Genomic DNA, 14,213 nt, shown 5'->3' with positions numbered 1-14,213 from the left:
TGCACGCGCCCTATTCCTTGGGCATTTCGGCCGGGGAAGTTGGCGTGAATACCATCACCCCGAGCACGTCCGAGTGGAATTCGCGGCGGTAGAGGATCAGGACCACGCCTGTGGTGACCAACATGAAGAACCAGGGGTGAACGAACCAGGCCAAGGTGGCCATGCCGAAGTAATAGGCGCGCAAGCCGAAGTTGAACTGGTTGGCCGCCATGGACAGGACCCGCGCCGCACGCTCGGCGAAAGCCCTGCGCTCCTGATCACTGACGTTGCGCTCGCCCACCATCGGCGCCGAAGCAACCAGTACCGCGGCGAAGTTGTACTGGCGCATGCACCAGCTGAAGGTGAAGAACGCATAGACGAAGACGACCGCCAGACACAGCAGCTTGACTTCCGAAAGACCGCGGCTGACCGGTTGCGCAAATGGCAGGTCGGCCAATAGAGAAACCGCTCGATCGGATGCACCCAACGCGGTCAGGATGCCTGCAAGGATGATCAGCGTGCTGGATGCAAAGAACGATGCGTTGCGCTCCAGATTGCCGATCACGTTGGCATCGGCGATACGGTTGTCACGCAACAGCAGGCGCTGCATCCAGTCCTGCCGATAGAGGTGCAACACACTCGCCAGACAAGCCGTATCCCGGCCGCGCCAGCTCGCGTAGCGGGTGTATCCAGCCCAACAGACGATGAACCAGAGCACGGCGATCAGATGCGGCAGGGTTGAATCGGATAACGTCATGGCGCGCCCTCGGAGACATCACGCGATTATAGCCAGCACCGCGTCGCCGAAGCTTGCGCCTAATGTCAGCGCTACCCCGCGACCGATCTATCGTCAGCCACGGCGCAGCGCGAGAACAAGTCAGGCGTGATGCTGCGCCTGATCGGCGCGACTGAGCAGGCGATCAGTGACGACTGCAAACACCAGCATCACCAGAACCGGAACCAGCCAGCCCATGCTCTGATCGGCCAATGGCAACTGCGTGAACAGCACCGGAACCCAATCGATGAAGCCCGCGGCGGCAAGTCCATCGACAACGCCGAAGATCAGCGTCACCGCCATGACTGGCACGAACACCCGCGAGGGAGAAACCCAGAAGCGATCCAGCAAGCTCAGAGCAACCAGGACGATGGCCAGCGGGTAAAGGCCCACCAAGACCGGCACCGACACACTGATCAATTGCGTCAGACCCTGGTTGGCCACCAGCAGGCTGAACAGAGCGAAAACGACCGCCACTGTGCGATAGGAAACCGGCAGCAATGCGCTGAAGAACTCGCCACAGGCCGTGGTCAGGCCGACCGCCGTGGTCAGGCAGGCCAGCGTGATGACTACTGCGAGCAGCAGGCTGCCCGGCGTCCCGAACGTGTGTTGCACGTAGGTCGTCAGAATCTGCACGCCGTTCTCCGCACCGGCGGCGATGCCCTGGCTGGTAGCACCGAGATAGAACAGAGCGAGATAGACCAACGACAGCCCGACCGCAGCAATCACGCCGGCAATCATCGAGTAACGGGTAACCAGCGCGGGCTCGGTGACACCGCGGTCGCGAATGGCGGTGGCGATCACGATGCCGAAAACCAAAGCGCCGAGGGTATCCATGGTCAGATAGCCTTCGAGAAAACCCTTGATCAGCGGCGACGCACGGTAACTCTCACTCGCAGCACCGACCTCTCCCGCCGGGGCGAAAATCGCCGCGCCACCGAGCACCAGCAGTGCCGCCAGCAGCACCGGCGTAATGAACTTGCCGATACGGTTGACCAGCTGACCGGGGTTCAGCACCAGGAACAGCATGGCCGCGAAGAACACCAGCGTGTAGATGAACAGCGGCATGCCGGCGTTACCGCTGAATGGCGCAATGCCCATCTCGAACGAAACGACGGCGGTGCGCGGAGTCGCGAACAGCGGACCGATCGCCAGGTAGACGGCCACCGCCAGCACCGTACCAGCGACCTTGCCGAGCGGTGCGGTCAAACGGTCCATGCCCCCACCCACTCGCGCCAGCGCGACGACGGTCAGCAGCGGCAACCCGACACCTGTCAGCAAGAAGCCCAGCGCCGCCTGCCAGATAAACTCGCCCGACGCCATACCGGCGCTGGGCGGGAAGATGATGTTGCCGGCGCCAAGGAACAACGCAAATGTCATGAAGCCAAGAGCCAGCAGGTCAAAACCTTTCAAACGATTCATGCGGAAAAAACTACCAAATGGATGACGGCATAAATGAACGCGACGCACATGCCACGAGCGCGACGGGTCAGCGGTTCATATTGGCCTGAATGATGGGATTACGGGTTTCCTTCAGGGATAAGGGGAAACGTCATTCAGCCGGTTGGGCCGAATCCTTCGTTGCACGCTGTCGCTCTTGTGGACCGAACAAGCGTATGAATGAGCGGCAATGATGCCACGATGCGGCGATGGATGCTGACCGGAGCGTCAGCATTGGCCGCGAAAAAACGTCGCGCCGCAGGGTTGAAGCGCTCAACGCGTGATAGATGAAGCGCGGGACCAAGCAGCGATTGAAGCTGCAACATTACCAACCCCAAAGCTGAAAGCCCCGAGGCAGAACCGTCAGGTCTGCCTCGGGGCATGCGAAGACTGAGCAGCTCGAACGCCCGGCTGCAGCCGGGCGGGCGTTACATCAGGCCTTCATTTCCCAGCCAGTCACTTCCGCCAGCGCCTTGCCGATATCGGCAAGCGAGCGAACGGTCTTCACGCCGGCGTCCTGCAGGGCTGCGAATTTCTCTTCCGCCGTTCCCTTGCCGCCGGAAATGATCGCGCCGGCGTGCCCCATCCGCTTGCCAGCCGGAGCCGTGACACCCGCGATGTAGGAAACGACTGGCTTGGTCACGTTGGCCTTGATGAAGGCCGCCGCTTCTTCCTCGGCCGAACCGCCGATCTCGCCGATCATGACGATGGCCTCGGTCTGCGGATCATCCTGGAACAGCTTGAGGATATCGATGAAGGTCGAGCCCGGAATAGGGTCACCACCGATACCAACACAGGTCGACTGGCCGAAACCGGCGTCGGTGGTCTGCTTCACGGCTTCGTAGGTCAGCGTGCCGGAGCGCGAGACGATACCGACCTTGCCGGGCATATGGATGTGCCCCGGCTGGATGCCAATCTTGCACTCACCGGGCGTGATCACGCCGGGGCAATTCGGCCCGATCAGGCGCACACCGAGCTCGTCGCACTTGATCTTAACCTCGAGCATATCCAGTGTCGGAATGCCTTCGGTGATGCAGACGATGAGCTTGATCCCACCGAAAGCCGCTTCGAGAATCGAGTCCTTGCAGAACGGCGCCGGCACGTAGATCACCGAGGCGTCAGCACCGGTGGTCTCGACGGCCTCCCGAACGGTGTTGAATACCGGCAGACCGAGGTGCATGGTGCCGCCCTTGCCCGGCGTGACGCCGCCGACCATCTTCGTGCCGTAGGCAATGGCCTGCTCGGAGTGGAAGGTACCTTGCGAGCCGGTGAAGCCCTGGCAAATGACCTTGGTGTCCTTGTTGATCAATACGCTCATTACTTGCCCTCCGCGGCTTTGACAACCTGAATGGCCGCATCGGTCAGGCTGCTCGCACCGATGATGTTCAGACCGCTTTCACTCAGCATCTTGGCCCCCAAGTCGGCGTTGTTGCCTTCCAGGCGAACCACCACCGGTACCTTGACGCCCACTTCGCGAACGGCACCGATAATGCCTTCGGCGATCATGTCGCATCGCACGATGCCGCCGAAGATGTTCACCAGAACGGCCGCGACATTGCTATCGGAGAGAATGATCTTGAACGCTTCGGTCACGCGTTCCTCGGTGGCACCACCGCCCACGTCGAGGAAGTTCGCCGGCGCACCGCCATGCAGGTTGACGATATCCATGGTGCCCATGGCCAGGCCCGCACCATTGACCATGCAACCGATGTTGCCGTCGAGCGCTACGTAATTGAGCTCCCACTTGGCCGCGTGGGCCTCGCGCGGATCGTCCTGAGACGGATCGGCCATGTCGCGCAGTTTGGGTTGACGATAGATGGCGTTGCTGTCGATGTTGATCTTGGCGTCCAGGCAATGCAGGTTGCCGTCCTTCTTGATCACCAGCGGGTTCACTTCGAGCAGGGCCAGGTCATAGTCCTGGAACAGCTGGGCAAGGCCGACGAAGATATGGACGAACTGCTTGACCTGATCGCCCTTCAGACCCAGCTGGAATGCCAGCTCGCGCGCCTGGAACGGCTGTGCACCGACCAGCGGGTCGATGGTGGCCTTGAGGATTTTCTCAGGCGTGTCGTGAGCGACTTTTTCGATATCCACGCCACCTTCGGTGGAGGCCATGAACACGACCCGGCGACTCGCGCGATCAACCACGGCGCCCAGATAGAGCTCCTTGTCGATATCGGTACAAGCCTCGACAAGGATCTTGCTGACTGGCTGACCATTGGCGTCGGTCTGATAGGTCACCAGACGCTTGTCAAGCCACTGCTGGGCAAACGCCCGTGCTTCATCCTTGCTGCGAACCAGCTTTACGCCACCTGCCTTGCCACGTCCACCGGCATGCACCTGGGCTTTGACCACCCATTGCGTTCCGCCGATCTTGTCGCAGGCTTCCGCTGCTTCCTTCGGGCTATCGACTGCGTAACCCTTGGACACGGGCAGACCGTATTCAGCGAACAGTTGTTTACCTTGGTACTCGTGAAGATTCATGCTTTCTACCGTCTGGTTTGGTATTGGCGCATTTACGGCACGACGAGCCGCCGTGCCCCCTCACAAGTCGCTGAAAACTATCTGCGAATTCACGATACCTCTCAGCGACCTGCAATCCTTTTCGAATCTGCAGTTTGCAAAAGGCCCGGCGTATCCACAGATACGTCGGGCCCGGGTACAGCACGAAACCGATTAGCGCTTCTTGCGATTGGCGATGTGGATGGCGTGGCCATTCACAGCCAGGGCCGCTTCATGCAGCGCTTCGGACATCGTCGGGTGCGAGAACACCATCATGCCCAGGTCTTCGGCACTGGTGCCGAATTCCATGCCGATTGCGCCTTGCTGAACCAGCTCGGCAGCGCTTGGGCCCATGACATGAACGCCCAGCACACGGTCGGTCTTGGCATCGGCGATGACCTTGACCAGGCCAGCGGTGTCGTTGGCAGCCATGGCACGTCCGCTGGCAGCGAACGGGAAGGTACCGACGTTGACTTCAACGCCTTCAGCCTTGAGCGCCTGCTCGGACTTGCCGACCCATGCGATTTCCGGGTGAGTGTAGATGACCGACGGAATCAGGTCATAGTTCATCTGGGTCTTGTGACCAGCGATACGCTCGGCAACCATCACGCCCTCTTCCGAGGCCTTGTGGGCCAGCATGGCGCCGCGAACAACATCACCGATGGCGTAGACGCCAGGGACGCTGGTCGCGCAGTAGTCGTCAACGAAGATGAAACCGCGCTCATCCATATCGACACCAGCATCGGCAGCCAGCAGCTCGGAGGTGACCGGACGACGGCCAACTGCGACGATCAGCTTGTCGAAGGTCATCTGCTGCTCGCCTTCGGCGCTGGTGAAGTTGACGGTCACTTGATCGCCCTTCACTTCCGAACCGGTCAGACGAGCGCCCAGCAGAATCTTCAGACCCTGCTTGGAGAGGACTTTGAACGCTTCCTTGGAGATCTGCTCATCGGCAGCCGGCAGGAACTTTTCCATGGCTTCGATAACGGTCACTTCCGCGCCGAGGCGCGCCCAGACCGAACCCAGCTCGAGGCCGATCACGCCGGCACCGATGACGCCGAGCTTGCCCGGAACGCTCTGAAAGTCCAGTGCGCCGGTGGAGTCGACGATGACGTTCTGATCGACCGGCGCCGGCGGAATGTTTACCGGAGTCGAGCCGGAGGCAAGGATGACGTTCTCGGCAGCCAAGGTCTGCACGTTGCCGTCCAGGCCGGTCACTTCAACCTGCTTGCCGGCCAGCAGCTTGCCGTGGCCTTCGAATACGGTCACACCGTTGGCCTTCAGCAGAGCCGAAACCCCACCGGTAAGGTTCTTAACGATCTGGTCCTTGCGCGCGACCATGGTCGGAACGTCAATGGCCACTTCGCCAGTGCTGATGCCATGAACCTTGAAGCTCTCGTGGGCTTCATGAAACTTGTAGGAGCTGTCCAGCAGCGCCTTGGAAGGAATGCAACCTACGTTCAGGCACGTGCCGCCCAGAGCGGTCTTACCATCCTTGCCCTGGTATTTTTCGATACATGCGGTCTTCAGACCCAGCTGGGCTGCACGAATGGCGGCCACATAGCCGCCAGGGCCGGCACCGATGACGACGACGTCGAATTTCTGGCTCATTACGAATCCTCTTAAAAGCAGCTAAAAGCCAAAAGCTGCAGGCAGCAGGGACGGCTTTCGCCTGACCTACCAGCTGCAGCCCGTGACGTTTCTATCAGATATCCAGCAGCAGACGGGCCGGGTCTTCCAGCAGGTCCTTCATGGTAACCAGGAAGGTCACAGCTTCCTTGCCGTCGATCAAGCGATGGTCATAGGACAGCGCCAGGTACATCATCGGCAGGATGACCACTTGACCGTTAACAGCCATCGGGCGTTCCTGGATCTTGTGCATACCGAGGATGGCGGTCTGAGGCGGGTTGACGATCGGCGTCGACAGCAGCGAACCAAACACACCACCATTGGAGATGGTGAAGGTGCCGCCAGTCATCTCTTCGATGGTCAGCTTGCCGGCCTTGGCCTTCTTGCCGAAGTTGTTGATGCCGCCTTCGATCTCGGCCAGGCTCATGTGCTCGGCGTTGCGCAGGACCGGAACCACCAGGCCGCGGTCGCTGGAAACGGCGACGCCGATATCCTGATAACCGTGGTAGACGATGTCATTGCCATCGATGGAAGCATTGACGCCCGGCTGGCGCTTGAGTGCTTCGACCGCGGCCTTGACGAAGAAGGACATGAAGCCCAGGCGCACGCCGTTGTGAGTCTTCTCGAACAGGTCCTTGTACTTGGAACGCAGCTCCATGATCGGCTTCATGTTGACTTCGTTGAACGTAGTCAGCATCGCCATGGAGGATTGCGCTTCGACCAGACGCTCGGCGACCTTCGCACGCAGGCGGGTCATCGGCACGCGCTTCTCGACACGATCGCCCTCGGCGAAGATCGGAGCGGATGCAGCCGGAGCAGCCGGCTTGGCAGCAGCAGCCGGAGCGGATTTCTTGGCTTCAACGGCGGCAACCACGTCTTCCTTGGTCACGCGACCATCTTTACCAGTACCGGCGATGCTGTTCGGATCGATGCCGTTCTCTTCGGCCATCTTGCGCGCAGCAGGAGCCAGGATTGGCTCTTCACCTGCGGTTGCGGCAGCAGCCGGAGCAGCAGTTTGAGCCGGGGCAGCAGCCGGCGCAGGTGCAGCGGCGGCAGTAGCACCAGCCTCCAGCTTGCCGAGCAGCTCGCCGCTCAGCACGGTGTCGCCTTCGTTCTTGACGATCTCGGTCAGCACGCCGTCAGCTTCGGCGAGCACTTCCATCACCACCTTGTCGGTTTCGATGTCGACGATCAGCTCATCACGCTTGACCGCGTCGCCCGGCTGCTTGTGCCAGGTGGCAACGGTGCCGTCGGCAACCGATTCCGGGAATGTAGGGGCTTTGATCTCGATAGCCATTATTCAGGGGTCCTATTGATTCGGTTTCTACATCGAGGCCGCGATATCGCGGCCCCTTGCACGAAATGGTTAAACGGTGAAGGCGTCCTGCAGCAGTTTTTCCTGCTGTTCGGCATGCATGGAGGCGTAACCGACCGCCGGCGCCGCTGAAGCATCACGACCCGCGTACTGAAGGAACAGTTCCTTCTTGTGTGCGGTGGCCACACGGCGCATGTGATGCTGGCTGCAGTACCAGGCACCCTGGTTCATCGGCTCTTCCTGGCACCAGACGATGTGCTTGAGATTCTGGTAAGGCGCGAGCGCTTCGGCCAGATCCTCTTCCGGGAACGGATACAGCTGCTCGATACGTACGATGGCGATATCTTCGCGGCCTTCGGCACGACGCTTGTCCAGCAGGTCATAGTAGACCTTGCCGCTACACATGATTACACGCTCGACCTTCGCCGGATCGATCGCGTCGACTTCCGGGATAACGGTCTGGAAGGAACCCTGGGTGAGCTCTTCCAGAGTCGAGGTCGCAAGCTTATGACGCAGCAGCGACTTGGGTGTCAGCGCAACCAGCGGCTTGCGCAGCGGGCGAATCGCCTGGCGACGCAGCATGTGGTAGACCTGCGCCGGAGTCGTCGGCACGCAAACCTGGATATTGTGCTCGGCGCACAGCTGCAGGTAACGCTCCAGACGAGCGGACGAGTGCTCCGGGCCCTGCCCCTCATAGCCATGTGGTAACAGCATGGTCAGGCCACACAGGCGACCCCACTTGTGCTCACCGCTGGTGATGAACTGGTCGATCACTACCTGGGCGCCATTGGCGAAGTCGCCGAACTGCGCTTCCCACACGACAAGCGCGTTGGGCATGGTGGTGGCGTAACCGTATTCGAAAGCCAGAACCGCTTCCTCGGAGAGGAACGAGTCGTACAGATCGAAACGCGGCTGACCTTCATAGAGGTGCTGCAGCGGAATGTAGGTACTGCCGTCCTTCTGGTTATGCAGCGCAGCATGGCGGTGCGAGAAGGTGCCGCGGCCGACGTCCTGACCGGAGATACGTACCGGGTGGCCTTCGAACAGCAGCGTGGCGTACGCCATGACTTCCGCGTAGCCCCAGTTGATGGTGAGCGCGCCCGCACCCATCTTCTGGCGATCTTCGAGAATCTTCGAGACCTGACGCTGCACCACGAAGCCTTCCGGCGTCTGCAGCAGCTTGTTGGACAGATCCTGCAAGGTCTTCAGATCGAAGCTGGTGTCATGACGGGCAGTCCAGGCATGACCCAGATACGGACGCCAGTCAACGAAGAGTTCTTTATTCGGCTCTTTGACCAGGCTCTTGACTACGTGCAGCCCATTGTCGAGCGCCGTACGGTACTCGTCGATCTTGGCCTGAACACGCTCGTCGTCCAGCACCTTGGACTGGATCAGCGAATCGGCGTACAGCTCACGAGTGGTGCGCTGCTTGGCGATCTTCTGATACATCAATGGCTGAGTGCCGCTCGGCTCGTCCGCTTCGTTGTGACCACGACGGCGGTAGCAGATCAGGTCGATGACGATGTCGCGCTTGAACTGCATCCGGTAGTCGACAGCGAGCTGAGTGACGAACAGCACCGCCTCGGGATCGTCTGCGTTCACATGGAAGATCGGCGCCTGGATCATCTTCGCCACATCGGTTGCGTACTCGGTGGAACGAGCATCTTCCTGCTTGTTGGTGGTGAAGCCGACCTGGTTGTTGACCACGATGCGAATGGTGCCACCGGTGCGATAAGCACGGGTCTGCGACATCTGGAAGGTTTCCATCACCACGCCCTGACCGGCGACAGCAGCATCGCCGTGGATGGTTACCGGAAGCACCTTGTCGCCGACCGGATCACAACGGCGATCCTGACGAGCCCGCACCGAACCCTCGACCACCGGGGAAACGATTTCGAGGTGGGACGGGTTGAACGCCATGGCCAGGTGAATTTCGCCACCCGGGGTCATCACATTGGAGGAGAAGCCTTGGTGATATTTCACGTCACCTGAGCTCAGACCCTCGACCTTCTTGCCTTCGAACTCGTCGAAAAGGTCGCGCGGATTCTTGCCAAAGGTGTTGACCAGCACGTTCAGGCGGCCACGGTGGGCCATGCCGATTACGATTTCCTTAGTGCCATAAGAGCCAGAACGCTGGATGATCTCGTCAAGCAGCGGAATCAGGCTCTCGCCACCTTCGAGACCAAAACGCTTGGTGCCCGGATACTTGGTACCCAGGTACTTTTCCAGGCCTTCGGCGGCAGTCAGGCGCTCGAGCAGATGGCTCTTGATCTCCGGCGAGAAGTCCGGGCGGCCACGCACGCTTTCCAGGCGCTGAACGAACCAGCTGCGCTGCTCGGAATCGACGATGTGCATGTACTCGGCGCCGATGGTGCGGCAATAGGTTTCTTGCAACGCCTGCAGGATTTCGCGCAGAGTGGCCTGGCCGTTGACCATGGCCAGGTCAGCGGTGCGGAACACGGTGTCGAGGTCGGCGTCGGTCAGGCCGTAGTTGTTGATCGCCAGATCGGCAGGAACGGTGCGCTGTTGCAGGCCAAGCGGATCGAGCTGTGCTGCCTGATGGCCGCGCACTCGGTAGGCCTGAATCAGGCGCAGGACTTCGATCTGCTTCTTTTCATGCTCACTGCTGACGCTGCCCGCGGACACAGGCTGAGCACGACGCTGGTTCTTGCCCAGCAGGACGAAGTGGTCGCGAATCGTCGAGTGCGATACATCGGCTGAAGCGCTGCCACCGGAGGGCAACTTCTGGAAGTAAGTGCGCCACTCTTCGGGCACAGCGTTGGGATCGTGCAGGTAGAGCTCATAAAGCTCTTCCACATAGGCAGCGTTACCACCGGATAGGTGGGCACTGTCCCACATGCGCTGCATTACGCTTTCTTGCATGTCTGGTCACCTTCGATAAGGAGACACCACCAGCGTGGAAACCGCAGCATGACTTCCCAAGTTCTGAAGCAGCGACTCAGGTAAAGCCACTACGGACCGCGCAGATAGTTCCCGGGCACAAGCCGGGTGCTCCTGCTGGTCATCAAATTTTCAGAGTGGAATCCCGGCTTTGTGAGCTGGGATTCCTACTAAAACTACGGCGCCGAGCTTCAACTTCGGCGCCGCAGGTGTAACGGGTAACGCAATCCGGCCATTCCAGGCTAGCGCATAACCTTTCGCGACCGGGGTGTCATCAGGTGCCGCTCTGCAGCAGCATGTTGCGTATGTGACCGATTGCCTTGGTAGGGTTCAATCCCTTCGGACAAACGTCAACGCAGTTCATGATACCGCGGCAGCGGAACACGCTGAACGGATCGTCCAAACCTGCCAGACGGTTCTCGGTTTCGGTGTCGCGGCTGTCGGCCAGGAAGCGATAAGCCTGCAGCGACGCGGCCGGACCGAGGAACTTGTCCGGGTTCCACCAGAAGGACGGGCAGCTGGTCGAGCAGCAAGCGCACAGGATGCACTCGTACAGACCGTCCAGCTTCTCGCGATCTTCCGGACTTTGCAGACGTTCGATAGCCGGTGGCGGCGTATCGTTCATCAGATACGGACGCACTTTCTCGTACTGCTTGTAGAAGATGCTCATATCGACGGCCAAGTCACGAATAACTGGCAGACCCGGCAGCGGACGTACGACCAGCTTGTTGTTCTTGACCACGGCGGACAGCGGCGTGATGCAAGCCAGACCGTTCTTACCGTTGATGTTCATCCCATCGGAGCCACACACGCCTTCGCGGCAGGAGCGACGATAGGAGAAACCCTGATCCTGTTCCTTGATCAGAGCCAAGACGTCCAGAACCATCAGATCTTTACCATCGGTATTGACCTGAAAATCCTGCATGAACGGCTTTTCGTCCTGATCGGGGTTGTAGCGATAAACACTCACTTGCAACATATCGTCGACCTCAATAAGTCCGAACCTTGGGCTCGAATGCCGGAACGGTCTTCGGAGCGAAGTTCACGGCACGCTTGGCAACGCGCTTGTCACCCGGGAAGTACAGGGTGTGGCACAGCCAATTCTCGTCATCACGCTCTTCGAAATCTTCGCGAGCATGCGCGCCACGGGATTCCTTGCGGTTCTCCGCGGCAATAGCAGTAGCCTCGGCAACTTCCAGCAGGTTCTGCAGCTCGAGCGCTTCGATGCGCGCGGTGTTGAACGCCTGGCTCTTGTCCGAGATCTTGACATTGGCGATACGCTGGCGCAGGTCCACCAGCTGAGCGATACCCTTCTGCATGTACTCGCCGGTACGGAATACACCGAAGTAGTTCTGCATGCAGTTCTGCAGTTCTTTGCGCAGCGGGGCGACGTCTTCACCAGTGGTGCGCTCGTTGAGACCGGCAAGACGGCTCAGGGCGACGTCCAGATCGGTTTCGCTGGCACCGCGATGTTCGATACCCTCCTTCAGCGCTTTCTCCAGGTGCAGACCTGCGGCGCGACCGAACACAACCAGATCCAGCAGCGAGTTGCCGCCCAGGCGGTTAGCGCCATGCACCGATACACAAGCCACTTCGCCTACCGCGAACAGGCCGTCGATGATGGTGTCATTACCATTGGCGTCTTGAGTGATGGCCTGACCATGAATATTAGTGGCGATACCACCCATCATGTAGTGACAGGTCGGCACGACCGGTACCGGTGCGGTCACCGGATCGACATGCGCGAAGGTCTTCGACAGTTCACAGATGCCCGGCAGGCGGCTGTGCAGCACTTCTTCACCGAGGTGATCCAGTTTCAGCATCACGTGGTCGCCATCCGGACCACAGCCGTTACCAGCCAGGATTTCCTTGACCATCGAGCGCGCAACGACGTCACGACCAGCCAGGTCCTTCGCGTTAGGAGCATAACGCTCCATGAAACGCTCGCCGTGCTTGTTGATCAGGTAGCCACCTTCACCACGGCAACCTTCGGTTACCAGCACGCCGGCACCGGCGATACCGGTCGGGTGGAACTGCCACATCTCGATGTCTTGTACCGGTACGCCTGCACGCAGCGCCATGCCCACGCCGTCGCCGGTGTTGATCAGCGCGTTGGTGGTCGATGCATAGATGCGACCAGCACCACCAGTTGCAAGAACAGTGGCCTTCGAGCGGATGTAAACGGTTTCGCCGGTCTCGATGCAGATGGCGATAACACCAACGACCGCACCATCCTGGTTCTTCACCAGATCGACCGCGTACCATTCATTGAGGAATACGGTGTCGTTCTTCAGATTGCCCTGATAGAGGGTATGCAGCAGCGCATGACCAGTACGGTCGGCAGCAGCGCAGGTACGAGCAGCCTGCCCGCCCTTGCCGAAATCCTTGGACTGACCACCGAACGGACGCTGGTAGATGCGGCCCTGCTCGGTGCGGGAGAATGGCAGGCCCATGTGCTCGAGCTCGAACACGGCTTCCGGGCCGACAGAACACATGTACTCGATCGCATCCTGGTCACCGATGTAGTCGGAGCCCTTGACGGTATCGTACATGTGCCAGCGCCAGTCATCGTTCGGGTCGGCCGAAGCAATGGCGCAGGTGATGCCGCCCTGAGCGGAAACGGTGTGCGAACGAGTCGGGAAAACCTTGGTGACCACAGCGGTCTTGTGACCAGACTGGGACAGCTGCAGCGCCGCGCGCATACCGGCGCCACCGCCACCGACGATGATGGCGTCAAAAGAAAGCGTACGAATGTTAGCCATGAATCAGATACCCCAAAGAATCTGCACGCCCCAGACGAAGAAGGTGAACATGGCAATGCCACACACCGCCTGGAACAGGAAACGAACGCCGGTAGCCCACTTACCGATCGCCATGTTGGTCAGGTAGTCAGTGGAGATCGTCCACATGCCTACCCACGCGTGCACACTCAGGGCGACCAGAGCCAGCAGGCTGAAGATGCGCATCCAGTTGGCCGAGAACAGCGCGTGCCACTGGGTGTACTCCAGTCCCGGGTTCGCAATCAGGTACCCAAGCAGGAACAGAAAATAAGCCGCAAGAACCACTGCAGAAACGCGCTGCGCCATCCAGTCGTACAGACCCGAGCGCGAAAAGTTGGTGACATTGGTTACCATATCCACACTCCCGCCAGAACGATCAGCACCGCCGATACGGCGATTACGATTTTCGAGCCCAGCTTGCCGCCTTCCAGCGTCTCACCATGGCCAGAATCCATGATCAGGTGACGAACACCCGCCACAAGGTGGTACAGCAGTGCGGACAGCAACGCCCAGCTCACCAGCTTTGCCAGAGGGCTACCCAGGTACACACGGACCTCCTCGAAGCCTTCCGGAGAAGACAGCGAGGTATCGAGCGCGAGCAGCAGCAAGGCGATACCGACGAACAGGATGACACCGGATACACGGTGGAGAATCGACGTGTAAGCAGTGATGGGGAGTTTTATTGTCCTAAGATCTAGGTTTACAGGTCGTTGGCTTTTCACGGCTTTTTTTCACACTTGAGAGCCCCAGAGCGCAGGGCAAAGTTGTTGGGAAGAGTACGCAGCAGTACCCGCTACCCACGAGTGACAACCTACAGAATACTGCCTGTAAGGCCCCTGCCGGTCGGTGTCCGAGTATAAACAGTTAGGTCACTAATGACAATGTGGTGAAG

The 14,213-nt window shown here is 59.8% G+C and carries 11 protein-coding genes; all 11 read right to left on the bottom strand.

Annotation, left to right across the window (positions count from 1 at the left end):
* Positions 1-10 precede the first annotated feature (10 nt).
* Entirely contained in the window at positions 11-736 is a 726-nt protein-coding gene (locus tag LW136_RS10585; protein ID WP_014820471.1) for a DUF599 domain-containing protein, read from the bottom strand.
* Between the two features lie 120 nt (positions 737-856).
* On the bottom strand, positions 857-2,176 hold the full coding sequence (gene brnQ, locus LW136_RS10580; RefSeq protein WP_044314279.1) for a branched-chain amino acid transport system II carrier protein: 1,320 nt from the start codon (positions 2,174-2,176) through the stop codon (positions 857-859).
* Between the two features lie 451 nt (positions 2,177-2,627).
* On the bottom strand, positions 2,628-3,512 hold the full coding sequence (gene sucD / locus LW136_RS10575) for a succinate--CoA ligase subunit alpha (protein WP_014820473.1): 885 nt from the start codon (positions 3,510-3,512) through the stop codon (positions 2,628-2,630).
* Positions 3,512-4,678 carry an ADP-forming succinate--CoA ligase subunit beta gene (gene sucC / locus LW136_RS10570; RefSeq protein ID WP_014820474.1) on the bottom strand — a complete coding sequence of 389 codons (1,167 nt, stop codon included), beginning with the start codon at positions 4,676-4,678 and terminating at the stop codon, positions 3,512-3,514. The genes sucD and sucC overlap by 1 nt, the downstream gene beginning before the upstream one ends.
* Positions 4,679-4,870: 192 nt before the next feature.
* The gene (lpdA, locus tag LW136_RS10565) at positions 4,871-6,307 is read right to left on the bottom strand and encodes a dihydrolipoyl dehydrogenase (protein ID WP_044314278.1); all 1,437 of its coding nucleotides are present in this window, start codon (positions 6,305-6,307) and stop codon (positions 4,871-4,873) included.
* Positions 6,308-6,401: 94 nt separating this feature from the next.
* The gene (gene odhB / locus LW136_RS10560; protein ID WP_023447232.1) at positions 6,402-7,622 is read right to left on the bottom strand and encodes a 2-oxoglutarate dehydrogenase complex dihydrolipoyllysine-residue succinyltransferase; all 1,221 of its coding nucleotides are present in this window, start codon (positions 7,620-7,622) and stop codon (positions 6,402-6,404) included.
* A 69-nt stretch (positions 7,623-7,691) separates the two neighbouring features.
* Positions 7,692-10,523 carry a 2-oxoglutarate dehydrogenase E1 component gene (locus LW136_RS10555; RefSeq protein WP_031298534.1) on the bottom strand — a complete coding sequence of 944 codons (2,832 nt, stop codon included), beginning with the start codon at positions 10,521-10,523 and terminating at the stop codon, positions 7,692-7,694.
* Positions 10,524-10,815: 292 nt separating this feature from the next.
* Positions 10,816-11,520 carry a succinate dehydrogenase iron-sulfur subunit gene (locus LW136_RS10550; protein ID WP_003302396.1) on the bottom strand — a complete coding sequence of 235 codons (705 nt, stop codon included), beginning with the start codon at positions 11,518-11,520 and terminating at the stop codon, positions 10,816-10,818.
* Between the two features lie 10 nt (positions 11,521-11,530).
* The gene (gene sdhA, locus LW136_RS10545) at positions 11,531-13,303 is read right to left on the bottom strand and encodes a succinate dehydrogenase flavoprotein subunit (protein ID WP_014820478.1); all 1,773 of its coding nucleotides are present in this window, start codon (positions 13,301-13,303) and stop codon (positions 11,531-11,533) included.
* 3 nt (positions 13,304-13,306) lie between these two features.
* Entirely contained in the window at positions 13,307-13,675 is a 369-nt protein-coding gene (sdhD, locus tag LW136_RS10540) for a succinate dehydrogenase, hydrophobic membrane anchor protein (RefSeq protein WP_011913018.1), read from the bottom strand.
* Positions 13,669-14,043 (bottom strand): succinate dehydrogenase, cytochrome b556 subunit, encoded by a 375-nt coding sequence (gene sdhC / locus LW136_RS10535; RefSeq protein WP_042922770.1) that lies wholly within the window; start codon positions 14,041-14,043, stop codon positions 13,669-13,671. Before sdhC ends, sdhD begins: the two co-directional genes overlap by 7 nt.
* Positions 14,044-14,213 lie beyond the last annotated feature (170 nt).

The organism is Stutzerimonas kunmingensis (genome assembly GCF_021432085.1).
In the GTDB taxonomy this organism is placed as follows: domain Bacteria; phylum Pseudomonadota; class Gammaproteobacteria; order Pseudomonadales; family Pseudomonadaceae; genus Stutzerimonas.
This window is presented reverse-complemented; position numbering and strand designations above follow the sequence as displayed.